The organism is Haloarcula sp. CBA1122 (genome assembly GCF_009741785.1).
Lineage (GTDB): Archaea > Halobacteriota > Halobacteria > Halobacteriales > Haloarculaceae > Haloarcula > Haloarcula hispanica.
In genome coordinates, this window is record NZ_WPCB01000021.1 from 1 (window position 1) to 22,520 (window position 22,520).

25 protein-coding genes, 1 tRNA gene and 2 pseudogenes are annotated in these 22,520 nt (G+C 62.7%); 11 read left to right on the forward strand and 17 right to left on the reverse strand.

The window, feature by feature from the left end; translation table 11 throughout:
- Nucleotides 1–569: 569 nt before the first annotated feature.
- Nucleotides 570–887 carry a hypothetical protein gene (locus GJ630_RS10090; protein WP_050007978.1) on the forward strand — a complete coding sequence of 106 codons (318 nt, stop codon included), beginning with the start codon at nt 570–572 and terminating at the stop codon, nt 885–887.
- A gap of 37 nt (nt 888–924) precedes the next feature.
- Here the strand turns inward: GJ630_RS10090 and GJ630_RS10095 are convergent, their stop codons facing one another.
- The gene (locus GJ630_RS10095) at nt 925–1,734 is read right to left on the reverse strand and encodes a TrmB family transcriptional regulator (RefSeq protein WP_191449838.1); all 810 of its coding nucleotides are present in this window, start codon (nt 1,732–1,734) and stop codon (nt 925–927) included.
- A 622-nt stretch (nt 1,735–2,356) separates the two neighbouring features.
- Here GJ630_RS10095 and GJ630_RS10100 point away from each other — a divergent pair.
- Nucleotides 2,357–2,665, forward strand: coding sequence for a HalOD1 output domain-containing protein (locus GJ630_RS10100; RefSeq protein WP_014039543.1), 309 nt, complete (start codon nt 2,357–2,359; stop codon nt 2,663–2,665).
- A gap of 86 nt (nt 2,666–2,751) precedes the next feature.
- Here GJ630_RS10100 and GJ630_RS10105 read toward each other — a convergent pair whose 3' ends face one another.
- Nucleotides 2,752–3,270 carry a hypothetical protein gene (locus GJ630_RS10105; protein ID WP_014039542.1) on the reverse strand — a complete coding sequence of 173 codons (519 nt, stop codon included), beginning with the start codon at nt 3,268–3,270 and terminating at the stop codon, nt 2,752–2,754.
- A gap of 246 nt (nt 3,271–3,516) precedes the next feature.
- Between GJ630_RS10105 and dnaJ the strand changes: the two genes are divergently transcribed.
- Entirely contained in the window at nt 3,517–4,671 is a 1,155-nt protein-coding gene (gene dnaJ / locus GJ630_RS10110) for a molecular chaperone DnaJ (protein WP_050037554.1), read from the forward strand.
- Here dnaJ and GJ630_RS10115 read toward each other — a convergent pair whose 3' ends face one another.
- The gene (locus GJ630_RS10115) at nt 4,672–5,055 is read right to left on the reverse strand and encodes a MazG-like family protein (protein ID WP_371727352.1); all 384 of its coding nucleotides are present in this window, start codon (nt 5,053–5,055) and stop codon (nt 4,672–4,674) included.
- On the opposite strand from GJ630_RS10115, the gene GJ630_RS10120 reads away from it, so the two are divergent.
- The gene (locus GJ630_RS10120) at nt 5,056–5,805 is read left to right on the forward strand and encodes a hypothetical protein (RefSeq protein ID WP_191449849.1); all 750 of its coding nucleotides are present in this window, start codon (nt 5,056–5,058) and stop codon (nt 5,803–5,805) included.
- A 29-nt stretch (nt 5,806–5,834) separates the two neighbouring features.
- Here GJ630_RS10120 and GJ630_RS10125 read toward each other — a convergent pair whose 3' ends face one another.
- Together GJ630_RS10125 and GJ630_RS10130 are read right to left on the reverse strand one after the other, a co-directional pair.
- A complete protein-coding gene (locus GJ630_RS10125; RefSeq protein WP_014039538.1) occupies nt 5,835–6,017 on the reverse strand; it encodes a hypothetical protein in 183 nt (60 codons plus the stop codon).
- 47 nt (nt 6,018–6,064) lie between these two features.
- The gene (locus GJ630_RS10130) at nt 6,065–6,814 is read right to left on the reverse strand and encodes a hypothetical protein (protein WP_014039537.1); all 750 of its coding nucleotides are present in this window, start codon (nt 6,812–6,814) and stop codon (nt 6,065–6,067) included.
- Nucleotides 6,815–6,941: 127 nt separating this feature from the next.
- Here GJ630_RS10130 and GJ630_RS10135 point away from each other — a divergent pair, with 127 nt between their 5' ends.
- Nucleotides 6,942–7,610, forward strand: coding sequence for a halocyanin domain-containing protein (locus tag GJ630_RS10135; RefSeq protein ID WP_014039536.1), 669 nt, complete (start codon nt 6,942–6,944; stop codon nt 7,608–7,610).
- Nucleotides 7,611–7,625: 15 nt separating this feature from the next.
- On the opposite strand, the pseudogene GJ630_RS10140 reads toward GJ630_RS10135, so the two are convergent.
- Nucleotides 7,626–8,155, reverse strand: a pseudogene (locus GJ630_RS10140) (type II toxin-antitoxin system RatA family toxin).
- 142 nt (nt 8,156–8,297) lie between these two features.
- Here GJ630_RS10140 and GJ630_RS10145 point away from each other — a divergent pair.
- Nucleotides 8,298–8,573, forward strand: a complete 276-nt coding sequence (locus GJ630_RS10145) for a helix-turn-helix domain-containing protein (RefSeq protein ID WP_014039534.1) — start codon at nt 8,298–8,300, stop codon at nt 8,571–8,573.
- A gap of 128 nt (nt 8,574–8,701) precedes the next feature.
- Complete coding sequence (locus GJ630_RS10150; protein ID WP_014039533.1) at nt 8,702–9,775, forward strand: tubulin/FtsZ family protein; 1,074 nt, start codon at nt 8,702–8,704, stop codon at nt 9,773–9,775.
- A 47-nt stretch (nt 9,776–9,822) separates the two neighbouring features.
- Here GJ630_RS10150 and GJ630_RS10155 read toward each other — a convergent pair whose 3' ends face one another.
- The 3 genes from GJ630_RS10155 to GJ630_RS10160 form a co-directional block, all read right to left on the reverse strand.
- Complete coding sequence (locus GJ630_RS10155) at nt 9,823–11,166, reverse strand: alkaline phosphatase family protein (RefSeq protein WP_014039532.1); 1,344 nt, start codon at nt 11,164–11,166, stop codon at nt 9,823–9,825.
- Between the two features lie 86 nt (nt 11,167–11,252).
- Nucleotides 11,253–11,378, reverse strand: coding sequence for a hypothetical protein (locus GJ630_RS20330; protein ID WP_004593838.1), 126 nt, complete (start codon nt 11,376–11,378; stop codon nt 11,253–11,255).
- Nucleotides 11,379–11,509: 131 nt separating this feature from the next.
- Nucleotides 11,510–12,043, reverse strand: a complete 534-nt coding sequence (locus tag GJ630_RS10160; protein ID WP_004593839.1) for an inorganic diphosphatase — start codon at nt 12,041–12,043, stop codon at nt 11,510–11,512.
- A gap of 297 nt (nt 12,044–12,340) precedes the next feature.
- Between GJ630_RS10160 and GJ630_RS10165 the strand changes: the two genes are divergently transcribed.
- The gene (locus GJ630_RS10165) at nt 12,341–12,700 is read left to right on the forward strand and encodes a PadR family transcriptional regulator (RefSeq protein WP_004518536.1); all 360 of its coding nucleotides are present in this window, start codon (nt 12,341–12,343) and stop codon (nt 12,698–12,700) included.
- Nucleotides 12,701–12,784: 84 nt separating this feature from the next.
- Here GJ630_RS10165 and GJ630_RS10170 read toward each other — a convergent pair whose 3' ends face one another.
- From GJ630_RS10170 to GJ630_RS10180, 3 genes are read right to left on the reverse strand one after another with little or no spacing between them, the layout of a single operon-like run.
- Nucleotides 12,785–13,339 (reverse strand): hypothetical protein, encoded by a 555-nt coding sequence (locus GJ630_RS10170; RefSeq protein WP_014039530.1) that lies wholly within the window; start codon nt 13,337–13,339, stop codon nt 12,785–12,787.
- Nucleotides 13,332–13,928 carry a ribonuclease HI gene (gene rnhA, locus GJ630_RS10175; RefSeq protein WP_014039529.1) on the reverse strand — a complete coding sequence of 199 codons (597 nt, stop codon included), beginning with the start codon at nt 13,926–13,928 and terminating at the stop codon, nt 13,332–13,334. Before rnhA ends, GJ630_RS10170 begins: the two co-directional genes overlap by 8 nt.
- 47 nt (nt 13,929–13,975) lie before the next feature.
- Nucleotides 13,976–14,371, reverse strand: coding sequence for a hypothetical protein (locus GJ630_RS10180; RefSeq protein ID WP_008310867.1), 396 nt, complete (start codon nt 14,369–14,371; stop codon nt 13,976–13,978).
- Nucleotides 14,372–14,471: 100 nt separating this feature from the next.
- Between GJ630_RS10180 and nreA the strand changes: the two genes are divergently transcribed.
- Nucleotides 14,472–15,761 carry a DNA repair protein NreA gene (gene nreA, locus GJ630_RS10185; RefSeq protein WP_146417944.1) on the forward strand — a complete coding sequence of 430 codons (1,290 nt, stop codon included), beginning with the start codon at nt 14,472–14,474 and terminating at the stop codon, nt 15,759–15,761.
- A 42-nt stretch (nt 15,762–15,803) separates the two neighbouring features.
- Here nreA and GJ630_RS10190 read toward each other — a convergent pair whose 3' ends face one another.
- Nucleotides 15,804–16,670, reverse strand: a complete 867-nt coding sequence (locus GJ630_RS10190) for a DUF4013 domain-containing protein (RefSeq protein WP_191449840.1) — start codon at nt 16,668–16,670, stop codon at nt 15,804–15,806.
- 457 nt (nt 16,671–17,127) lie between these two features.
- Between GJ630_RS10190 and GJ630_RS10195 the strand changes: the two genes are divergently transcribed.
- Complete coding sequence (locus GJ630_RS10195; RefSeq protein WP_129756027.1) at nt 17,128–17,544, forward strand: low molecular weight phosphatase family protein; 417 nt, start codon at nt 17,128–17,130, stop codon at nt 17,542–17,544.
- Here GJ630_RS10195 and GJ630_RS10200 read toward each other — a convergent pair whose 3' ends face one another.
- The 4 genes and pseudogenes from GJ630_RS10200 to GJ630_RS10215 all read right to left on the reverse strand — a co-directional run bounded on the left by GJ630_RS10200 (nt 17,545) and on the right by GJ630_RS10215 (nt 20,712).
- Nucleotides 17,545–18,402: a hypothetical protein gene (locus GJ630_RS10200; protein ID WP_191449841.1), complete on the reverse strand. Its 858-nt coding sequence runs from the start codon at nt 18,400–18,402 to the stop codon at nt 17,545–17,547.
- Between the two features lie 250 nt (nt 18,403–18,652).
- Nucleotides 18,653–18,726, reverse strand: a tRNA-Ile gene (locus GJ630_RS10205).
- An 81-nt stretch (nt 18,727–18,807) separates the two neighbouring features.
- A complete protein-coding gene (locus GJ630_RS10210; RefSeq protein ID WP_007189126.1) occupies nt 18,808–19,365 on the reverse strand; it encodes an FxsA family protein in 558 nt (185 codons plus the stop codon).
- A 73-nt stretch (nt 19,366–19,438) separates the two neighbouring features.
- Nucleotides 19,439–20,712, reverse strand: a pseudogene (locus GJ630_RS10215) (cytochrome P450).
- 183 nt (nt 20,713–20,895) lie between these two features.
- On the opposite strand from GJ630_RS10215, the gene GJ630_RS10220 reads away from it, so the two are divergent.
- The gene (locus GJ630_RS10220) at nt 20,896–22,509 is read left to right on the forward strand and encodes a DUF255 domain-containing protein (protein WP_146417953.1); all 1,614 of its coding nucleotides are present in this window, start codon (nt 20,896–20,898) and stop codon (nt 22,507–22,509) included.
- The last annotated feature ends 11 nt before the right edge of the window (nt 22,510–22,520 follow it).

The following is a 22,520-nucleotide window of genomic DNA, read 5'->3' on the forward strand; positions in this document are numbered from 1 at the left end:
GGGCCGCCCGGCGGTGCTGCCGGTCCGGGCGGCGCAGCGGGCGGCGCGGCCGAGCAGGGCGAGGAGTACGTCGACGCCGACTTCGAAGACGTCGACGACGAGGACGAGGACTAACAGGACGGGGCCGAGTCGTCGGCTCGGAAGATGAGCGAAGCGATATCTTCCGGTGTTTCGAGACGTGAGCAGAGCGAACGTCTCGAAGACGATGACGAAGAATAAGTCGTTTTCACCAGCTCGTTAGACGTGTCTGGCGGGCTCGCAACGGTGAACGGCACATATTTTTTGAGTGCCGGAAGTGCTGAAGCTGAATCCACGGGTCTGGGGAGCGTTGTCGGATTCACGAAGCGGTCGGATTGGGTCAGTAGGAGTATCTGTTCAGTACATGGCTGCGTTCCATCATGTTGAGTTGACAATCGCTGTGAGCGGGCACATCGCTGTTCCGATCCTCCTAACCAAGGAATCGGAGTATTAGTAGGGATCGCCTAGCGCAGGTAACCCTGATAATCAAAACAGTATAAGATAATGAAAATAGTGCATATATATCAGATAGACGGGCGTATAGCCGCGCAGTGAGCAATCAGGAGCGAATCCAGCCACAGTGTCTGAGCGCCCAACTCGACGCGGTGCGACACGAGGACCGCCGTCAGATACTATTCGCGTTACGTGACGCGGAGCGGTGGCGGCCATCCGTCTCGGAGTTTGATGGCGGTCGGACACCAGTGGGCGAGCCAGCAATCCCGGCAGACTTCTATCATCGGCATCTCCCGAAGTTGGCGGAGATAGGGCTCATCGAATGGGACCGGGAGACCCACTGGGTAACACGCGGCCCGGAGTACGAGCAGGTCCGGCCGCTCCTTGCGTTCCTCTCCGAGAACTACGACGAGTGAGAGATAGGGAGCGCAAAATCCCGAACTGCGTTGTTCGCTAATCCTGTTCGAGTGGCGTCATTTCCACGACGCCCTGCGAGAGGAGGCGGCGCGCGATGACGATGAGTCCGTTTCTGAGTCCGGTCGCGAAGATGGCTTGTTCGTTGCCGGTCTGCGGGTCGATTGAGCTGACGAGCATCGCTGACCGGTCGACGAGCAGGAGCCGCCCGACAGCAGCATCCTCCTGCGGGGTTATCTCGCCGCGGAGCCAGTCCAGTTCCGACAGGAACGCGGTGGCGCGTGGGATCTCCCGTTCCACGCGGTCCCGTATCGATGCGGACCCGCTACCGACGATAAGATCGATATCCGAGTCGATGGAATTGAGTTGCTCGATCAGTGGCTCGGTGAGGACCGCGTCGGAACCGATGACGAGGACCACTTCGTCAGTGGTCTCCTCGATGATTGCCGCGGCACGGTTCTCGATAGCGTCGGGCCCGGAAAGCGACCAGACCTCCTGTAGCTCGGCCTCGTCGTCGTCGGACTCGATGCTTCCCATCTCGCGCAGCGCGGACTGGAGGCGTTCGACGCGCTCTTCGTACTGATCGCGGAGCGTTTCGGTGGCCTCGGAGAGCGGGACAGCCCGGAACTGCTGGGGGCTCGAATGCTGGACCTCGACCAGCCCCTTCGCTTCGAGAATCCGAACGGCGTCGTAGACGCGCGTTCTCGGAACCTCCGTTACCTCGCTCAATCCCTTCGCTGTACCGCTGGACATCCGAGAGAGTCCGACAAAACATTTCGCCTCGTACTCTTTCAGGCCCAACTCCTGGAGTAAACTTACTGCTTCTTCGTGTGTTGCATCAGATGTCATGTGTCCCAACCTTCATCTCGGTGGAAGCCGAGGATGTGTAGAGAGATGACGCCCACAGGTAAAAGACGTTGTTACTGTAACACTGTCGGCTCTCGTCCCAGTGAGCGGTGGTCGACGAACGATCCACGGTGTATCGTAACTGAATGGGCCTCTAGCCGTTGTAATCGGTGATGTGTGTCGACGTTGTTTCTACGCGACAGTTATATTTACTCAATTAATCACACAACTGTTATACATGGGTCCTGACTATGAGTAGTTGGCACGCAGCAATCTATGTGTCCCAACCACATCTGCTGCGTGCTACTTTCAAAAAGTCGGTCCGACAGGCTTTGAGCGATGTGTCCGGAACGTGATTCGGCCGAAGCGGATCGCTGTCAGATAGAACTCAGCAGTCATCTCGCTGCCCGTAACTTCACCGCCCGATGGAAACAGTTCACTCCGAAAAGCAAGTTCATCAGATAGCTATTGTATCAGCCTACGGTTATAAACTGTAACCAGTACTGTACATTCGCGGACACGTAACCGGTGTTCACTCGGGTATTAGGTAGACGTATTATACATCACATATCCAACTGATGAATTGACAGTAGAATTAATATGATAGATAGACATATTTCCAGTAATGAGTGGGTCCGACAGGCGGCCCGACCGGACATCTGACGACCCGGACACCCTCCACGCGGAGTTCGACTGGGACGTTGTCTCACCGTCAGTCGCGGTGATGCAAACGGTCGCGATCGCGGCTGACCGAGAGGCCATAGAGCTATCGCCCCTCATCGAAACGCTCGATCCGGACGCGCTTGACGAGCTATTTGTCCATGCATCAGGTCCGGACAGAGCCGTCTCGCTCTCGTTTCAGCTGGACGACTACGCAGTGACCGTGACCGGAGCCGGGGACGTGTATGTCCGCACCGGGCCCGTCCGTTCGTGACCGTTTGCAGGACAGGCACACCACCGATGGCGGCCGGTGACGCTTCCCGGAGACGCTATACGGACCCGCCCGTGAGGTGCAAACAGTCAGCCAGTCTCGTTACCGAGCGTCACTGTGTCGAGCGTCGTCGTCCGCTCGCCCGGCGCACCGAGTGGGCGGCCGGTCCAGCGAACCGCAATCGTATCGCCGCTGTCGAGGAAGAAGCCGACGGAGACGTCGCCGTCAAGGTAGTTACCGTCACCGTCTGAGTCCACGCGCGGGTCGTCAAGAACGATTGTATCGTCAGATTCGACGGGTAGCTGGTCCGCCTCAGCCCACGTCAGCGTGGTCGAGCGGTTCCGGTCGGCATCAGTGACGACGAGCGCCAGCGCGTGCGTGCTGGTGTCCGTGAGTCTGTCCCCGCCAGCGTGGGTAAGCGTGACCGCCCCTGCCTCGGCGTCGAACTGGCCGTCGATGGTGACCGACGGGGACGCCGTCCGCAGGTCCGCGCCGGGGCCGACGACGAGTGCGGCCAGCCCGACGACGGCCAGCGCCGCGAGCCCCCAGACTGCGACTCGCTCGACCGTGACGAGACCCCGGTGACCACGCGACGACTCAGGATTCATTGCCCGAATCCTCCCCCGGCACGGAAATAAGCGCCCCGGTACGGTCCGAACGCTGGAGTCGTTAGTTGAATGTTCGAGGACCCGTTCAATTGGACCACGGTAAAGAGCTATAGTAGCCATTGAACAGCAATGCACACCTGATCGCACGACAGCAGTGTGATCAGTGTGTAAGCAGTACAGTCAAACACTACTAGTCGGCAACCCGTTCTTTTGAAGTAGCTCAATCGTCTAAGCCTCGTACAACGAATGAGTCAGGATTTCTACGAGATACTCGGTGTCTCTCGGGACGCCTCCGAAGACGAGATCAAGGAGGCCTATCGAGAGAAAGCCCGGGAATACCACCCGGACGTGAGCGACGACCCCGACGCCGAGGAGAAGTTCAAGAAAGCCAAGAAAGCCAAGGAGGTCCTTACCGACGAGGAGAAGCGCCAGATGTACGACCAGATGGGCCACGAGCGCTTCGAGCAGGCCGAGAAGCGCGGCGGCGCTGGCGGTGGCGGCGGCCGCGGCGGCATGGGCGGGGACCCGTTCGGCGGCGGCGCTGGCGGCTTCGATATGCAGGATATCTTCGACCAGTTCTTCGGCGGCGGTGGCCGCGGTGGGCGCGGTGGCAGCCGACGGCGGCAGGGCCAGGACCTCCAGACGCGACTGGAAATCGACCTCGAAGAGGCGTACAACGGCGCGACAAAGCAGCTGAACGTCACCCGGCCGGAAGCCTGCGACGACTGTGACGGGGCCGGGCATCCGCCGGGGGCCGACTCGGAGACCTGCCCGGAGTGTAACGGGCAGGGCCAGACGACGCAGGTCCAGCAGACGCCGATGGGCCGGGTTCAGCAGCGGACGACTTGCCGCCGGTGTGACGGCGAGGGAACGCTGTACGACGAGACGTGTTCGACCTGTCGGGGCAACGGCGTCGTCCAGAACGACGCGAGCCTCGAAGTCGAGATCCCGGCCGGCATCGCCAACGGGCAGACGCTCCGGATGGAGCGCGAGGGCGCGCCCGGCGAGAACGGCGGCCCGAACGGCGACCTGCTCATCGAGGTGAGCGTGCGCGACCACCCGGACTTCGAGCGCGACGGCGACGACCTGCAACACCAGCAGGCCATCTCGTTCCCGCAGGCCGTCTTCGGCGACACCATCACTGTCCCGACGCTGGACGGCGAAGTCGAAGTCGACGTGCCCAGCGGGACCCAGAGCGGCGAGGTGTTCCGACTGGAGGGCAAAGGAATGCCGCGACTCCGCCGACGCGGCAAGGGTGACCTCTACGTACAGGTGCAGGTCGTCACGCCCGACAGCCTCAACGCCGAACAGAAGGAGGCCCTCGAACAGTTCGCGGAGGCCGGTGGCGAGGAGGTCGACGTCGAGGAAGGCTTCTTCGAGAAACTGAAGAACTCGCTGTAGTCAGTCGCCGCTCGCCGGCGTCCCGTCTGAGCCGGACTGACCCTCGTACTTCGCAAGCGCCGCCGAGAGCGCGGCATCGGCGTCGACATCGAGTTGTTCACATAGCGCGAGTAGTGCAAATAGAGCGTCGCCGAGTTCGTCTTCCCGTATCGATAGTGCCGTCAAATCGGTGCCGTAGCCGGTCGTTTCGTTGACCTGTGCCGCGATGTCGCCGAGTTCGGATACCACATCGAGCAGCCGGTAGGCTGGCGGCGTGTCGATGTCGTTGTGCCTGAGCACGTCGGCGACTTGTTGTTGCCTTTTCATTTCTAGAGCGTGGAGGGGGCCACTTATATCGGCTTTGTGGCCGCGCTGTTTTTCATCGGCGGGGCCGAACGACGACACATGCAGGTACTCGGTGACCTTGTCGCGCAGGCCCGCGACCGCGACGGCGTTCTCTTTCGCTCGCCGGAGCGGTCGACACCGTACAGCTACTCCGATTTCGCCACGAACGCCTGGAAAGGCGGGAATCTGCTGCGGCACTACGGCGTCCGGCACGGGACGCGGGTCGCCGTCGTCGTCGGCCCGAAAGAGCCGACTGACGAGGACCAGCTGGGCTACCTTCGGGACGGGCCGGACGCGCTGCTTGCCTTCCTCGCGGCCGCGCTCGATGGCGCGGTCGTCGATATGGACCCGCCGAATGCGGTCGATGCGACAGCACTGGTCGCACCAGCGGCGTGGCTCGACCGCTACACGCAGGGGCCGGGAACGAAAGGATTAGCATACGGCGGCCCAGTCGATGATCCCACCATCGCCCAGTTCGAGCGGGAGCTGTGGAGCGAGAACCCGCTCCAGCCGCCGGGCGAAGTCGCGCCCGAGGACGACGTGTTGGCGGCCGACAGAACGTACACGCACGGCGAGCTCATGGCCGAAAGCGGTCGTGTCGTCGCAGACTACGATATCGGCGCGGAGACGACTGTCGCGCTCCGGGCACCGATGACGACGGCGGGGGCAATCGTCGCCGGACTGCTTGCGCCGATGCGGGCCGGCGCGACGGTGGTGTTCGGTGGCGACGAGACTGGGGATATCGCTGTTGCTGACGGGGATGCGCCGGAAGAAACCGTTGTTCGGCCAGACGACACGACGCCGTCGTAGCTCCTTTTAATCGTCCGCTACGGGGCCGTTTAGCGAGTCGCGCGGTACTCGCCGTGTTTGACGCCGAGCGCTAGAATTAGCGCGAAGACGACTATCTGCCCGACACTGACGGGAAGTGCGATACTCGAAGGCATTCCCATGAACGAGCCACTCACCATTACCCCGACAAGGACGAGAAAGGCGATTGCAGTCTTTGTCGTATCGAATTCCATAACAGCCGATCATTGGAGCCCGGGTCGTCTAAACGTTGGCTTTGCGGTTACTCTGTCGGGCGGACGAAGTCCGCAAGCGTCACCAGTAGGCCGAGCACCCACCCCAGCGGGATAGAGATGCCGAGCCAGATGATGACGTAGGCGATACCTTCCCGGTCGAAGTTCTCGATAAAGAACTCAGCGACGCCGACGGAGGCCAGCACCTCGTAGAGGAACCACCGCGACAGCGAGTCGCTCGCTGGAATGACGACCGAGGCGACGGTCGTCGAGTACAGCGCTGCGACGACCGGCGGCAGGAAAATGGCCGTCATAGCGAACGGATATGCCAGCGCGACCGTCGTCCCACGGCCGCCGACCCGCCGGAACGTGACCGCGAGCGCGCTCGATAGCGTCGCAACGCCGCCGGCGACAACCACGGCGGTGAACCCACCCGACACGAGGTCGATACTCCCCGGTTCGAGTCGCGCGAGAGCCGCCAGGCCACCCCAGGCGACGACGGAGAGTAGAACGACGCCGACGACGCCCAGGCGGGTCGCCGTGCCGTCGATGCGACGGGTCTGGTAGCGCAGGACGACGCCACACAGTACCAGCGGATACACCAGCGCGATGACTGGGACCCCGAGCGCAGACCAGAGGCGATAGAGGGCCAACCCGACCGAGGAGTCCGGCGTCCACGTCCCGAGGACGGTGTCGTTAGCGTTTCGCTGACGTGGATACACGAGTTCCATCCACGTTTCGTGTAATCTATTGAGGTCGATACGGATCCCGCCGACGACCCCGTGGCTTCCGGTAGACATACCGGTGGTTTCGTTCTACCGGCGTTAAATGTTTCACGGCAGCCGTGGCAGTTGTGATATGCTGTGAAGAGTACTGCCCCGATTCGAAACCGACATATTCAGGACGGGGAGTCACAAACGGTCAGGTATGACAGACGGTAGAGCGGACGTGTCCCGTCGGGGCTTCCTGCGGACGGCGGCAGGGGCCACGGCTGCGTCGGCCGCAGCAGGCACCGCGACCGCACAGGAAGGCACCGAGGGCGGCGACGGCGGTGGAGGCGGCGGCGAGCCGGACTACGGCGGTTTCCTGGACCAGGTAGGGAACTTCGACGGGTCGACCGTCGACGCAACCGGACAGGACACAGCGACGGTGGAGGTCGGCGTGCAGGCCAACGGCGGAGCCTTCGGCTTCGGCCCGCCCGCAATTCACGTCGACAACGGCGCGACCGTCCAGTTCGAGTGGACAGGTAACGGCGGCGGCCACAACGTCGTCTCGGACGGCGACGGGCCGCTGGACTCCGGTAGCGCTGTCTCAAGCGCCGGCGTCAACTACGAGCACACCTTCGAGGAGGACGGCATCTACCCCTACGTCTGCGTGCCACACGAGAGCCTCGGCATGAAGGGGGCCGTCGTCGTCGGGACGGACTACCCAGCGAAGTCCTCCGGCGGCGGTGGTGGTAGTGGGAGCTCCGGCCCGCCGGAAGTGCCAAACAGCGCGAAAACGCTCGGCGTCGCAACCTCGTTCGTGATGGTCGCGACGCTCGGACTCGCGTACTTCTTCATCCGGTACGGCGGCGACTACGAGACGCCCGAGTAACGCTCCGTCGCCGCGTTACACCGAATCCGGACCGGCGTGAATCTCCAGATCGACGTCCCGTTCCTGCCCTTCGAGGTCCTCGACGACACGTTCGACGATTTTGGTCGCCTCTTTGCGGATGAGCGGCTTGACTTTCTCGATGACCCAGTCCATCGAAACGAGTCTGGGGAGGTCGACGGCATTGTCCGAGGCCGACCCGGGGTCGAACGCAACGTGAAACCGCACCCGTGACGCCGTCTCCACGTCCGCCGGGACGCCGTCCGGGTCAGGCTCGACTGCCCAGTACCCTTCGGCGTCGATGTCCTTGACGATCCGCCAGTCGATGCGCGTCGCGGTGAAACGTCAGTCACCGCCGACCGAGCGGTGTAGGAGAGCTTCCACCACGAGAACACGAGGTCGTAGTTCGTCCCCGGCGAGCCGTCGCCGTCCTGTACCACGCGATCGAGATACTCCGAGTATCGCGCGTAGCCCGGAAAGTCCAACAGAAACTCGTAGACCTCTTCGGGTGGGACGTACACGACCGTGCTGACCTCGACTTCGTCCACGTCTGTGACACCGGATGTACTGAAGGTAAACTTTCGGGCATCGAACCCCGGCCGTGGCCGCGCTTTTTGCCGAAACATTTCCACAGAGCATAATTACGAACAGAAAATATTATCACTCTGTATTGGATATGGTGACAGTACCATGAGTGCATCCGATATCCAGTCCGCTGATACCGACAGCGAGCACGAGACCAGCGGGTGGGACGCCGTCCGCGATCTCCCGCCGAGCGCGAAACTCGTCGCGAAAGTCCTGGAGTACAACGAGACTCTGACTCAGAGCCAACTCGCCGAGGAGACGCTGCTGCCACCGCGGACGGTCCGGTACGCACTCTCCCGCCTCGAAGATGTCGGCGTTATCGACTCCCGGTTTTCCTTCGCCGACGCGCGAAAACGGATCTACACGCTGCAGGTCGAGTAGCCACCCGACACGACTCACGTCGAGTAATCGAACCCTGTATTCCGCGCCAAGAACCGTTTTACCGCTCCTTGTCGCCCGTTGACAGTGTGAGGACAACGTTGATTAGTCAGCCTCACAAGACATCTGGTATGAAAGTCGTCCTGATTGGTGTCGGGCAGGCTGGCGGGAAAGTAACCCAGTCGCTTGCCCAGTTCGATTACGACATGGGGTTCGACGCTGTCCGGGGGGCCCTCGCCGTTAATACGGCGCGAGCCGACCTCCAGGACCTCGATATCGACACGGCCCTCATCGGACAGGACCGCGTGAAAGGTCACGGCGTCGGCGGTGACAACGAACTCGGGGCCCAGATTATGCAGGAGAACGCCACCGAGGTGCTCGACGAACTCGACGGGCGCATCACGACCGAGGCCGAGGCCATCGTCGTCGTCGCCGGACTCGGCGGTGGCACTGGCTCCGGCGGCGCACCGATGCTCGCCCGCGAACTCAAGCGCATCTACGAGAAGCCGGTGTACGTCCTCGGCATCCTCCCCGGCCGGGACGAAGGCGGTCTGTACCAGGCAAACGCCGGTCGCTCGCTCAAGACCGCCGCCCGCGAGGCCGATTCCCTCCTCCTCGTCGACAACGACGCCTGGCGGGGCAGCGGCGACAGCGTCGCTGCCGGGTTCGAACGCGTCAACGACGCTATCTCCCAGCGGGTCGGCCTGCTGTTTGCCTCCGGCGAGGCTGTCGAGGGAGTCGGTGAGAGCGTCGTCGACTCCTCAGAGATCATCAACACGCTCAGGGGCGGCGGCATCGCCTCCATCGGCTACGCCAGCGCCGAGGCCAGCGAGGACGCCGGCGAGAACGTCAACACCATCACCAGCGTCACCCGGAAAGCCCTCCTCACGAGCATGAGCCTGCCCAACGCGGTCAAGGCCGACTCGGCCCTCCTCGTCGTCGCGGGCGACCCCGAACGCCTCTCGCGGAAGGGCGTCGAACGAGCGCGCCGCTGGGTGGAAGACCAGACCGGGAGCATGGAGGTCCGGGGCGGGGACTTCCCGCTCGGCTCCGACAAAATCGCGTCACTCATCGTCCTTTCGGGCGTCGAACGGTCCGAACGGGTCGACGAGTTCATGAAGCGCGCCCGCGAGGCGGCTGACTCCCAGGGCGGGACGACCGACCCGGACGAGTTCACAAACGACAAACTGGACGGACTGTTCTAAGCTGTTTTCGGCGCAGATACCGGAATCACTCGACTGAGACGGCAGCCTCAGGCGAGGCTGCTACCGTCGAACTTCGCGCGGTCGAAGTCGTGGTCGAGCAGGTCGAGAACGGTCGGCGCGATGTCGTAGAGGTCGGCGTCTTCGATGCGAACGTCCGGGTCATCAACCAGGAGCGTCGCGTTGTCGAAGCTGTGCATGCCGTTTCGCGGCCCGACACCGAAGACGTCATCGGAGCCCTTGAATCCGGCCTTCAGGTCGAACCCGTGGTTCGGGACGACGGTGAGATCCGGCGCGATGTCGTCGTGGTCGCCGCGGAAGGCGTCTTCCTTGGTCACGACACGGTCGGCGACCTTCTTGCCGTCCGGGCCTTCCAGCGATTCGAGTTTCTCCTTGAGGTCCGCACGGACGGACTCGTACTCGGATTCGGGAACGCTGCCGTTCGGTTCGCGGCCCTCCAGATTAATGTAGAAGCGACCGGGGATGAGCGAGTAGGCTTTCGTGTCCTCGCTGATGTCGCCGAGTTCGGAATGGTCGTCGGTCGCATAGTCGAGCCACCCCTCCTGCTGGAGCCACTCGTTGAAGTGAACCTCGTAGTCGAGGGAGGTGAAGCCGTGGTCCGAGGCGACGACCATCGTCACGTCGTCGGGGAGTCGGTCGCGTAGGTCACCGAGATAGGCATCGACCTGCTTGTAGAACTCGAAGAACGCCTCCTGGTTCTCGCCGTCGCGCTCGTAGTCTTTGAACAGGAAGTGGTTGACCCGGTCAGTGGTCATGAACACCCCGAAAAACAGGTCCCAGTCGTCCTGCTCGACGTAGTGTTTGAACGCTTCGTAGCGTTTTTCTAGCGTCTTGTGGGCGTCCTCGACGAAATCGCTCTTGTCGTCGTCGTGGCCGAGTTTGGCGTTGACGTCGATCCGGTAGTCGCTGTCCTGAAGGTGATCTCGGAGTTCGTCCGGGTAGGCGGCCTTGTCCACGCCCGGTGAGAGGAAGCCCGACACCATCCGCTGGACGTTCCGCTGTGGCGGGAAGGTAACCGGCACGTTCAGAACCGTGGCATTGCGGCCATCGTCGGTGACGCGGTCCCAGAGGCGCGTCGCCTGCACGTCACGCCCCATCGGGACGTAGGTGTCGTATGACCCGACCTCGCGGTCCTGAAAGCCGTAGACACCCGTTTGTCCGGGGTTAACGCCAGTCGTCAGAGCCGGCCAGCAGGCGCTAGACTCGGGCGGGACGATGCTGTCAATGGGGCCGGCGCTTCCGTCCGATGCCATCTCCGTGAGGTTCGGGAACACGTCGGGGTGTTCGTCGATGAGGCTGAACGGTACGCCGTCAATGCCGAAGAAGGCAACACGCGGTGCGTCGTCTCCCTTCAATCGGTCGAATAATCCCATACGACCCGTTAGTCAGGTCAGGAACAAGAAACTTCTTTTCGGAGCCGCGTCACCGAAAGCGGCAAAACCATCGATACAGCCCACGCTCAGGACGACTGGTCCGCGTTCTCCGGAACCACGGTCAGATGTGCGATTCCGGGTGTCGACCGCCGCTCGACTCGCGGAACGACAGTCGTGTGGTCCAGCGCCGCGTCGGTGTCATCAGTAGCCATACACATATCGATAGTAGTTACACGGACAAAAAATTACCCATGCTCATACATAATCGGAGACACCTGCCGGTATTACTTCTGGAAATACGGCGGCGGTGGAACAAAACCGCAAAAATGTGGTCCCGGAAGCGTCAGTTGAACTCTTCGTCGTACAGTTCCTGGGCGTGGACAATAGCGTCCTTTGCGGCTTCTTTGTCCTCCCAGCCCAGCGTTTCGACTTCTTTGCCTTCTTCGAGGTTCTTGTAGGTCGAGAAGAACTCGTCGATCTCGTCGAGGGTCTGCTGCGGGATGTCGTCGAGGTCCTCAATGTGATCGTAGCGCGGGTCCTCGATCGGAACTGCGATGACCTTATCGTCTTGCTCGCCGTCGTCGTCCATCTTCATCAGGGCCACGGGACGGGCCTCGATGACACAGCCGGGGAACGTCTGGTCTTCGACGAGGACTAACACGTCGAACGGGTCCTCGTCGTCGTAGTACGACTGCGGGATGAAACCGTAGTCAGACGGGTAGTGAACGTTCGAGTGGAGAACACGGTCGAGGACGACACCAGGGATGTCCTTCTCGTATTCGTACTTGTTACGCTCGCCTTTCAGGCACTCGACGACAGCGTAGATCTCTTCGGGCGGGTTCGGTCCAGTTTCCAGGTCTTCCCAGAGGTTCGTCATCACCGGCGACTGCGCGACGCCGTCAAAAAATCCTTTCGTAATAGCCACAGCTATTCGGTATTATGCGCTATATAACCCAATAATATCTAACTATAGATATATTCTTAGATTACACTTACTACCTGTAAACGACAATCTGAAAGCAGATTAATCGGAAACTCAATTTAACTGAACCCATATAATATAATTTTCTCGATATTATTGTACCTGCTAGTTGTGTGGTGGTTAATGCCCCACAGCAGGCGTTGTGCGCCAGAGTTAACAAGTGTTAAATAGCTTGCTGACATTTACTCAACTATGTCAGAGGCACAAACAGTTACTGACAGTCCGGGCATCGCAAAAGAGCTTACCGCTTTTCAGCAGAATATCCTGGTAATACTCGCTGAAGAGCCACGGTATGGTCTCGCTATCAAGCGCGAACTGGAAGAATACTACGACGACGAAGTCAACCACGGTCGCCTGTACCCGAACCTCGACGACCTCGTCGAGATGGGGCTCGTCGAGAAGAGCGAACTCGACAAGCGAACGAACCAGTACTCCCTGACCGAGTCGGGCAAGGACGCAGTCCTCGACCAGCTCGGATGGGTGTTCGGGAAGTTCATCTCCGATGACGGTCGAGCCGACGAACTCCGTGACCTGATCGCGGCGCAGCAGTAGACTCGCATCTGGGCACCTGCGAACTACTGTTAATCAATTCTTAATGCGAACCAAACGCTGACTACCGGCGGGTATACCGAACGGTTACGCGTCGGGGACGCGGCCACCGGCTTCTTCCACAGTGAGACGGATCGACTGGTCGAGGGCCGACTGTTGTTCCGCAGTTGGCCACGCGTTCCGCCGGACGTAGTCGTCCCGAAACTCCTGGATTTCGTCCGGTGTCGCCTCCGAGATGGGCTTCGCGTAGTGGTTACCCATGAAATCGGCGAGCAGCTCCGCGTTGGCGCCGTGTGTCTCACCGTGTGTTTCGGTCACAGCTTCGACGACGGCTCGGTTTGCAGCGTCGATTTCCGCCCACTCGTCCGGGTCGCCGGGGCCCGAAAGCCGTATCTCGACGCCACGGTCGATGTCGTCGACCCGCTCCGGACGGATGACGCCGTCATCGACCCATTCGACGGGATGGCAGACGAGTACGTCACCCGTCTCGTCGTTTCTGATACGGGCAGTGTAGTCGTACTCCGCGAGGATTTCGTCGCGTTCAGTCCTGTAGGCGTCGGCCTCGGCATCATCAACTACTTCGCGAGCGAGCCTGGTCAGCCGTTCGGCCTGTTCGGTCACATCTGTCGGCAGGTCAGTCATCGTCGAGTGCGTCGTTAGCTAGTTCGTCTGCACGGTCGTTTATTTCCCGCGGAACATGCTCGATCTGCCAGTCGTCGAAGTCGGTCAGCAGTTCGCGCACGCGGACACGGCTTTCGCGCAGGTCTGGGTCGTTCGTATCCCACTCGCCACGAACCTGTTTGACGATAAGCTCTGAGTCACCCCGGATATGGACATCGTCGAATCCGTAATCGCGTGCGACTTCAACCGCGCGGATGAGCGCCTTGTACTCCGCCTGGTTGTTTGTCGCCGTTCCTATCGTTTCTCCACCCTCCGTGACAATCCCGCTGTCGTCAACCAGCACGTAGCCGACTGAGGCCGGTCCCGGGTTTCCCCGCGATGCGCCATCAAAATATGCATGGACGCGCCCGCCGTCAGTGCCGCGCAGCAGGGCCTCAAGTCGTGCAGTCCCCTCACCCTGTACGACGACTTTTCCGTCGTAGGCGACCGCCGTCGCGCCGCCGTATTCGACGCGCCAGCGCTCGTGGTCGGTGTTTCCCGCGTCAATGTCGAGTCCCGCATCCGCCAGACGCTCGCGGGCCGTCGTCTCGTCGCATTCGATGACCGGCATTGTCCGAGGGTGGCTGACCCGTCGGTATAGACGTTGTGGTCGGCCCGTCAGTTTCCGGCGTTTCTGCTGATTCGCTCGGCACCGGTCTGTCGACCCTCTTCACCGCCGAGTACCCGACCGAGAACACCGACCAGCCCGCCGACGGTGACAACGGCTCCGGCGGCGAACATTATCGACAGGATTGGGTCGACAGGCTCGATGAGGATGGGTGAGAGAAACAGGACAATCCCGGACAGAATGGCTATCGCCGCTGCAACGGGGCTTACCTGTTTCCCCGACGAGACGCGGTAGGTGGAGTGTGCGAGCGTGAGGGCCGCGAGTTCTCCGACGAGAAGGTTGACCAGCGCCTGCTGGTACGCGACGGGAATGACGGCAGAGACGAATACGACGACCATGCTGACCAGCGTCGCGCCGAGGAGGAACCACTTCGTTGTATCTACCATGATTTATATCACCTGTTGTTACTCAATCCAACCCTGTAAGAGTTGCTCTCCCACGGACCGCCGGAAAGGTTCTTATCGGGGAGGACCGAAGGCGTGACAGATGCAACTCGACGAGTTCATCGAGGGGTTCGAGGAGGACGAAGCCGCACAGCGGCGCCGCCTCGCGGCGGAGAAGTCCTACGCCATCACGGACCACCTCGAAGACGTCGAGCGGCAGTTCGAGGCCGCAGTGCAGGGCGATTCGCTGTTCGGATCGACAGCCCCGGAGATATTCGTCGGCCGGTCGGGGTATCCCAATGTCTCGACGGGCCTGCTCTCCCCGGTCGATACCGACGCCGCCGCTGCCGGGTTCGCGACCAGCGGCGACTGGTACCAGGAGGGACTTGGTATCGAGGACGTCCTCCAGCGCCGGACCGGCATGGTGAACTCCACCCAGACGACATCAGTCGATTCCGTCAGCGCCGGCGGCGGGCGGGGCGGTGGCGGGGTTCACGACGTCTGGAACGGCTTCGTCGGCGTCCAGCGAGAAGTCGCTATCGCGGACCATCCCGTCGATGTGGAGGTGGGTCTCGACGGCACTCCCGAGATGGATGTGAACTTCGACGACGTCGGGACGCCGACGGGGCCGCGCGCCCACGCGACTGGTGCCGATCTGGCGGAGAACCCCCACGTTCCCCGACCCGTCGAAAAGACGCTGTCGGACGACGACTGGCGCGCGGAGGGTGCGATGGCGTATCTGTACCGCCGTGGGTTCGACGTGTACGACATCAACACCATCCTCTCGGCGGGTGCGCTCGGGCAGGCCAGCGAGCGGTCGCTAGTGCCGACGCGGTGGTCGATCACCGCCGTCGACGACACGGTCGGGCAGTACGTCCGCGGGACGCTCCGCAACGCCGACACCATCGATAAGCCGGAGTTGTGGTACAACGAGTACATGGGAAACCGCTACTGGGTGGTGCTTGCGCCCGGCCGCTGGGAGTTCGAACTCGTCGAGATGAAAGCCCCCCAGAGCGTCTGGAACCCCCGTCCCGAGACGGGCTACTACATGTCTAGCGCTCACGAGGGCTACGAGGGACGGACCGCCTATGTCGAGGAGACTGCGGGAGCGTACTACGCGGCACGCCTCGGTGTCCTCGAACACCTGCAGGAGCGCGACAAACAGGCGAAGTGTCTGGTGCTGCGGGAGATCACCGACGACTACTGGGCCCCGGTCGGCGTCTGGCAGGTACGCGAGGGTGTCCGCAACGCGTTCGACGGCGAACCCGGGACCGCCCAGTCCTTCAAGGAGACGCTGACGGCCATCGCCGACCAACTCCCCGTCACCCTCGGGCAATTACGGCGCAAGTCCGAACTGGTCGCCGGGCTCCAGTCGCAGTTAAGCGATTTCTAACAGCGCTTCGCGTTGCGGTAAACGACCCGTATCCAGCAACCGTTATCGGCGTCGCCCGCTGTCACCGTCACCGGCGTCGTCCCAGGCTGAAGTGCCGAATCCGCTCTCGTCGGTGTCGTCGCTCCAACTCGGTTGGTCAGTATCGCTGTCTCCTATCGGTTCATCCACGCTCGGAGTGGTCCCTGTCGTGGCTGGCCCGGACCCGTGTGTCCCGCCGGTCGCAGTCGTGGGTGCGAGCGGCGGTTCGCCGTACTCCTCCTCGTATGCGTCCGCGAAGCCACGCCCCCAGACGTACATGATGGCCGACTGGCCAACGAACGCGAGGAACGGAACCGCGAGGTAGCCGACGATGGTGAATCCCAGAATGGTCGCTCCAACGGAGACGATGACGTTGACCGCAAACGCCATCACCACAGCCATCAGCATTGTTCGGCTCGTCCCGACAGACGAGAGAACATCCCGGTCAAAACCCGCAGCGATACTATCAGCCCGGACGAAGTTCCCTGTCGCGACGGGCAGTATCACTGCCATTGCGAGAACGCCAATAAAGTAGAGCAAGGCAGCAATGAGAAAGCCAAGGAGCAGCAGCCCCCCTGAGTCGCCGATTCCACCGCCGATAATCAGCAGGACCGGGAGAGCGAGCACGAGGGTGAGCAAGAGACCGTACCCCATAACGATGACCGCGTGCCGGACTCCGTCGACAGTTATGTCGACCAGATCCAGTTCGTCCCAGGCGGGTGGAGCGTCAGTCTCGTCCCTGAGGACCCGGCGCATCACTTCGAGCATATATCCCTGGAACGTGAACAGCGGAACGAGCAAAAAGCCGAAAAACAGTACGACGCCACCGAGGGCGACGCGTTTGACCCAGTCATCGCCCTGTGTCTGGTAGCGAAGTGCGTCTTCTATCATGTTCAGTCAGTCTTAAGATAGGTTCAAATAAGTTGTGTAATCAGTGAAAGCTGCGATCCAGACCTCGCAGCTCTCGGACCAATTCAGTGCGGGCAACGGCGTGGCTCAGGTACGATCGGTGCTGTGTGGCGAAACCTCGACGAACGCCGGGGTATCGACTGGCCCGGCACAGACTGGGCATCCAACAACCAACAGGCGCTCTCGAACGCCACCGTCGACCGTTGCACACGCATCACAGTTCGGGCACGTGAAGCGGTACTCCGGCATGTACTCAGGCACGGACTGGGATAGCCGAAGGAACTGCCCCCTCAATGTGGAGGGACTATACGTACGTGGGGGCGTTCCACCCACGGTCGGCCCGCCAGCCGCTGCTACCGGCCGGTGGAGAGTCTCGGATATATAGACCACAATAGCGGTCTTAGGAAGGGTTATTCCGCTCGCTCGGAACTATTACGCGATGACTGATACGCCCCTGAAGTTCGGATTCGTCTGTGTCCAGAACGCGGGCCGAAGTCAGATGTCCACAGCGTTTGCCAAGCGAGAACGCACCCGACGCGGACTCGAAGACGAGGTCGAAATCCTGACCGGCGGCACAGACCCCGCGGACGAAGTGCATCCGGAAGTCGTCGAAGCCATGCAAGAACTGGGCATCGATCTGTCTGACCGGGCCCCACGACCGGTCTCGGACGACGAACTCAACAGTTGCACCGTCGTTGCGACGATGGGGTGTTCGACGCTCGAACTCGACGCCGACGTCGCAGTGCGTGATTGGGCGCTAGAGGACCCGCACGGGCAGTCGGTCGAGCGGGTGCGGGAAATCCGCGACGAGATAGAGAAGCGTGTCGCCGACCTGTTCGACGAGTACACCGGATAGCTACCACTCGACGTACGTGAGATACTCGCCCTGTTCGTAGGCCAGAAGCCACGTCCCGTAGCTATCCGTGACCTCGATTCCCTCGTGCTCCCGAATGCGGTCAGTGACCGATTGGAAGGCTTCGTTGTCCTCGAAGTATCCGCCGTCGATGGCCTCCTCGACGACCTCTCGTTCGGCGTCGGAAAGGCCTGAGAGGGTGAACAAGTACTGGTCTCGAATCTGGTCAGCAAACGAGGCGACACCCGACGCGACTTCCGTCGCCTCGTACCGGTATTCGGTCTCTGTTGTCGTTCGTGTACTGACCGTAACCCGATAGCGGTCGCCGTCGTGGACGATAATATCGTACTGGCGCTCCGGAACGAACACCGACCCGTCGCCGACTTCCTCGGCGGTTCCGTACCCGACACCCACGTCGTACCCGTCCCCGGTGGGTGGGTTGTCATCCGAGATGATCGGGTCAAGGCGCTGGCGGTCCGCCGTCGGCAGCTCTTCGTAGGCGATTTCGCCGATTTCAGCCGTCGAATTAGCCGGATCGAAGTCGATCCGTACCTCGTACACCGTCACGTCGCTGCTTTCGAGTGCCGTCTCCGAAACTTCGTAGAAGGCATCGTCGATCCGGACGGTATCGGTCTGGTCGAACAGTTCGTATCGCCCCCGGCGCGTCGCAGAGCCGTTTTCGATGGCCTCCGAGGCGACCGTGTACTCCGCCGACTCGGGACCGGGCGACATCGAAACTTCGTCGGCGATGTCGGCCGCTGTCGCGTCGTCCATGTCAAGCACGACAGAGGGATGACCGCAGCCGGCGACAGCGACCGAGAGGAGGGCTGTTCCGCTCGCGAGGAACTGACGTCGTCGCATGCGCTTACTGACAGGCAGTCAAAAGGAAAGTTTTCCGGGTGTTTTTTTCCGGTCGGAATCGTGCAGACACGCCTCACTCGTGAGAACAGCCTGAGCCGTAGTAAACGCCAGACGGCGGCAGGGTCCGCAAGGTTCCCTTGCGAGTTGACAGAGAATTCCTTCAACGGCACTTTTCAATTCCGCCGAAATCAGCGAACTACAGCGCTGTAGCTCCGGTTTCGGTAAAGCCAACAACGGGAAGAACTCGGTATGGGCCAACGCGGATTTGAACCGCGAACCTCCCGGTTATCAGCCGAGCGCTCAACCTGATTGAGCTATTGGCCCAACGCATTCTTTTGTACCCGAGGGGTATTGAAAAGGGTAACGTTTCGCGGCCGGTTAGGGATGTGAAACCGCGTCAGGGCTTCAGTTTTCGTCGCTATCGTCGAAGTCGACGTCAGTGGCTTCGGTGGGGTCGAAGGAGGTGCCGGAGCCGGAACCGGACCCCGAACTGGGGCCGCCATCTGGACCGGTCGCACCGGGGCCGGCCGGGCCGTTCTCGTCGTTAGGGAACCCGCCGACGTACACCTGGCCGCTGGCGAAACCGCTGGTCTTGGCGTCGATGTAGGGCCGGACGACCCAGCGGCGCGTGGCAGCGCGGACGGGGTACCGGGTGAACGGCACCGCGAGCAGGAGGCCAACGAAGTCCGTCACTAGGCCGGGGGTGAGGAAGAACGCGCCAGCGGCGATAAGGAGGCCGCCGTCGATGAGTTCGTCGGTCGGGAGTTCGCCGACCGCGAGCCGCTGCTGGATCTTCCGAAGCGTCGCACGGCCTTCGGCGCGGACCAGCAGCATGCCAACCAGCGCCGTCAGAACGACGAGGGCGACCGTCACGAGCGAGCCGAGGAACGGTATCGCAACCGTCACCAGCAACACGATGTCGAACAGCGGGATGAGCAGCAACAGCCCGATGACCCGGAGCATACCACTGCTTGCAGGCCCGCCCCCAAACGCCTTTCGAGAGCGGGACCGGGCTGTCGGCCGCCGCGGTAGCGGGTCAGCGGTCTCGCAGTCGGACTTCGACTGGCTCTGTGGGGCTCAGCGTAATCTGCATCGCCAGCGACAGCGGGGGTTCGGTGACCGCCTCGACAGCGTACTGCTGGGCAATGGTCGCCAGCGCGAGTTTGGCCTCCATCCGGGCGAAGCGCATGCCGATACAATGGCGCGGGCCGCCACCGAAGGGGTAGTAGGCATAGTCCGGGAGCGACGCTTCGAGGTCGTCGTCCCACCGCTCGGGACGGAACGCGTCGGGCGCGTCGTACCAGCGCTCGTCCCTGTGGACGAGCACTGCGGGAGGGTGAGCTGTGCGTCCGTCGAGAGTTCGTACCCGCCGAGCGTCACCGGCTCCGTCGGCTGGCGAAACACCGTGAACGCGGGCGGATACAGCCGCAGAGCCTCGTTCAGCACGGCATCGAGATACGGCAGTTCGAACAGGTCTTCGGGCGTCGGCTGGCTGTTCCCCAGCGTCGCGTCGAGTTCCTCGTGCAGGCGCTGCTGGCACTCGGGGTTGTTCGCCAGCAGGAACCAGGCGTACGTGAGCGTCAGCGCCGTCGTGTCGTGGCCGGCGACGAGGAAGGTCAAGAGCTGGTGACCCAGTCGCTCGCGGTCCATCGTCTCGTCGTCGAGCGAGAGCAGCAGGGAGAGCACGTCGTCGCGCGCCTCGCGGGCGTGCTCGGCCTCGCGTTGGCGGGCGGCGATAACGTCGTCGAGCGTGGCCTGAAACTCGGCCAGCGAGCGATTGACGGCGCGGTTCGTTCCCGTCGGGACCCACAGCGGGAGGTACGCCGACAGCGACCGCGGGTCCAGCCGCTTGCGTAGCGCGTCGAGTAGGGGTTCCAGCGCGTCAGCGGTGGTCTCGATGTCTACGTCTAACAGCGTCTTGCCGAGAATGTTCAGCGTCAGCGACTGCATGTGCGGGAGTACATCGATGCGCTGGCCGTCGCTCCAGCCCGCCGCCGTTCGGTCAGCGAACTCAGTCATCGTGTCGCCGTAGGCGGCGATGCGCTCCCGGTAGAACGCCGGCTGGAGCGCCGTTCGCTGGCGTTGCCACTCCTCGCCCTCCAGCAGGAACAACCCCTCGCCGATGAACTGCCCGAGCGTATCCTGAAGGAGTTGTCCCTTCTCGTAGGCGTCAGCATCGGTTACCAGCACCTGCTCGACGAGGTCGGGATGGCAGACGAAACAGCCCGTCGTCCCGGCGACGCTGTACCCCACCATGTCGGCCTCGTGGGCGCCGGCGCGGTCATAGAACCCCAGTGGGTCACGCAACATCGCGGCGGTGTTGTCGACGAACGGGACGCGGCCGAGACGGGGTGGCCGGTCGCCCGGTGTGACCGGTTCCGGCGTTTCGCGAATCGCCTGCTGGGTATCCATCGCCCACGCTTGGACCGCGCCGCCAATCGGTCTTTCGCCGGGAGTGAGAGGGCCTTTGTACGCCCACCGCCCAGACCTGGTATGGACGAATACGCACGCGACACCAAGGTCGAGTGGCGCGAGTGGGGCACAGCCCCGTTCGAGGACGCCGCCGAGTCGGGGAAGCCAGTGCTGCTGGCGCTGACGGTCCCGTGGAGCGCCGAGTGCCGAGCGATGGATCGGGGCACGTACGGCGAGCCGCGCATCGCGGCCAACATCAACGATGGATTCATTCCGGTTCGTGTCGACGCCGACCGCAATCCGCGCGTCCGCGAGCGGTACACGATGGGTGGGTTCCCGTCGACGGTGTTTCTGACTCCTGACGGCGAGGTTATCACCGGCGCGACGTTCCTCGGGCCGGACGGGTTCCGCGGCATTCTGGACTCCGTGCGAGAATCGTGGGACGCACAGGGTGCGGCAGCGGGCTCTGTCCCCCGGCAGTTACAGGACGAATCGCCGCCGGCCGGCGAGCTCCGCCCGCGCATCGAGGAGCACATGGTCGAGCAACTGCTTGGCGCGTTCGACGACGAGTTCGGCGGCTGGGGAACCGACGTGAAGTTCCCGCTGCCACGGACCGTCGAGTTCGCTCTCGTCCGGGCGCGAGACCAGGCCACCCGAACACTCGAAGCGATTCGCACGCACCTGCTCGATACCTACGACGGCGGCTTCTTCCGATACTCGACGGAGCGCAACTGGGGGAACCCACGGCGCGAGAAACTGCTGGACGAGAACGCCGCCCTAGTCCGGGCGTTCGCTCACGGCTACCGGTACACCGGGACTGAGGCGTACCGGGACGCCGCCCAGCGGACCGTCGACTACCTCACGACGACGCTGTGGGCCGACGACGCGTTCGCCGCGAGCCAAGCCGGGTCGGACGAGTACTACCGACTGGAACCGACTGAACGCGAGGGAACGGTGTCGCCAAACGTCGACGAGACGGTGTTCGCCGACCGCAACGGGCTCGCCATCGATGCCCTGCTGTGGGTCGCTGCCTACACTGACGACGAGCGCGCCCAGCAGTACGCCAGTCGCGCCCGGGACGCTGTCTGTGAGTCGCTGGTCGACGGCGGCGAAGTCGCCCACTACGACGGCGCGGACAGCGATACCGGCCTGTTGCTGGACCAGGCGCAGCTCCTACAAGGCCTGACGACGAGCTGGCAGGTCCTCGGTGAGCCGGGGCCGGCCAGAGCTGTCGCCGACTGGACCATCGAGAACCGTCAACAGGACGGCGGCGCGTTCCGCGACGGTCCCGCCAGCGGGGCGGGGCTCTGTAACCGCTCGCTCCATCCGCTCGACGCGACAGTGGAACTGGCTGACGCCCTTGTCGACCTCGCGGCACTCACCGGCGAGGACCGATACCGCAACGCGGCGCTTTCAGCCGTCGAGTCCTTCGCCGGCGCAGCAGAACGGATGGGCGTCGAGGTGGCCGGCTACGCCGGCGTCGCGGCCCGCCTTCAGCAACCCCAGACGCTCACCGTCGGGGCCGAAGCGGGAACGGACCTCCACCGCGCGGCACTTCGGCTGGCCGACCACGAGACCACCGTCGTCCCGGAGCCGGACGGCGACGGCACGGCGCGACTCCTCGACGGGGACGCTATCGTCGCCGAGGGGACGACGCCGACCGACCTCGAAGCCTCGATAACTGGCGAACGCTGACACGAACAACG

Excerpts from the sequence above, each read along its gene's own strand:
- GJ630_RS10095 (WP_191449838.1), bottom strand. The coding sequence starts at position 1,734 with ATGACATCTGATGCAACACACGAAGAAGCAGTAAGTTTACTCCAGGAG.
- GJ630_RS10100 (WP_014039543.1), top strand. The coding sequence starts at position 2,357 with ATGAGTGGGTCCGACAGGCGGCCCGACCGGACATCTGACGACCCGGAC.
- GJ630_RS10105 (WP_014039542.1), bottom strand. The coding sequence starts at position 3,270 with ATGAATCCTGAGTCGTCGCGTGGTCACCGGGGTCTCGTCACGGTCGAG.
- dnaJ (WP_050037554.1), top strand. The coding sequence starts at position 3,517 with ATGAGTCAGGATTTCTACGAGATACTCGGTGTCTCTCGGGACGCCTCC.
- GJ630_RS10120 (WP_191449849.1), top strand. The coding sequence starts at position 5,056 with ATGCAGGTACTCGGTGACCTTGTCGCGCAGGCCCGCGACCGCGACGGC.
- GJ630_RS10125 (WP_014039538.1), bottom strand. The coding sequence starts at position 6,017 with ATGGAATTCGATACGACAAAGACTGCAATCGCCTTTCTCGTCCTTGTC.
- GJ630_RS10130 (WP_014039537.1), bottom strand. The coding sequence starts at position 6,814 with ATGTCTACCGGAAGCCACGGGGTCGTCGGCGGGATCCGTATCGACCTC.
- GJ630_RS10135 (WP_014039536.1), top strand. The coding sequence starts at position 6,942 with ATGACAGACGGTAGAGCGGACGTGTCCCGTCGGGGCTTCCTGCGGACG.
- GJ630_RS10145 (WP_014039534.1), top strand. The coding sequence starts at position 8,298 with ATGAGTGCATCCGATATCCAGTCCGCTGATACCGACAGCGAGCACGAG.
- GJ630_RS10150 (WP_014039533.1), top strand. The coding sequence starts at position 8,702 with ATGAAAGTCGTCCTGATTGGTGTCGGGCAGGCTGGCGGGAAAGTAACC.
- GJ630_RS10155 (WP_014039532.1), bottom strand. The coding sequence starts at position 11,166 with ATGGGATTATTCGACCGATTGAAGGGAGACGACGCACCGCGTGTTGCC.
- GJ630_RS20330 (WP_004593838.1), bottom strand. The coding sequence starts at position 11,378 with ATGGCTACTGATGACACCGACGCGGCGCTGGACCACACGACTGTCGTT.
- GJ630_RS10160 (WP_004593839.1), bottom strand. The coding sequence starts at position 12,043 with ATGACGAACCTCTGGGAAGACCTGGAAACTGGACCGAACCCGCCCGAA.
- GJ630_RS10165 (WP_004518536.1), top strand. The coding sequence starts at position 12,341 with ATGTCAGAGGCACAAACAGTTACTGACAGTCCGGGCATCGCAAAAGAG.
- GJ630_RS10170 (WP_014039530.1), bottom strand. The coding sequence starts at position 13,339 with ATGACTGACCTGCCGACAGATGTGACCGAACAGGCCGAACGGCTGACC.
- rnhA (WP_014039529.1), bottom strand. The coding sequence starts at position 13,928 with ATGCCGGTCATCGAATGCGACGAGACGACGGCCCGCGAGCGTCTGGCG.
- GJ630_RS10180 (WP_008310867.1), bottom strand. The coding sequence starts at position 14,371 with ATGGTAGATACAACGAAGTGGTTCCTCCTCGGCGCGACGCTGGTCAGC.
- nreA (WP_146417944.1), top strand. The coding sequence starts at position 14,472 with ATGCAACTCGACGAGTTCATCGAGGGGTTCGAGGAGGACGAAGCCGCA.
- GJ630_RS10190 (WP_191449840.1), bottom strand. The coding sequence starts at position 16,670 with ATGATAGAAGACGCACTTCGCTACCAGACACAGGGCGATGACTGGGTC.
- GJ630_RS10195 (WP_129756027.1), top strand. The coding sequence starts at position 17,128 with ATGACTGATACGCCCCTGAAGTTCGGATTCGTCTGTGTCCAGAACGCG.
- GJ630_RS10200 (WP_191449841.1), bottom strand. The coding sequence starts at position 18,402 with ATGCGACGACGTCAGTTCCTCGCGAGCGGAACAGCCCTCCTCTCGGTC.
- GJ630_RS10210 (WP_007189126.1), bottom strand. The coding sequence starts at position 19,365 with ATGCTCCGGGTCATCGGGCTGTTGCTGCTCATCCCGCTGTTCGACATC.
- GJ630_RS10220 (WP_146417953.1), top strand. The coding sequence starts at position 20,896 with ATGGACGAATACGCACGCGACACCAAGGTCGAGTGGCGCGAGTGGGGC.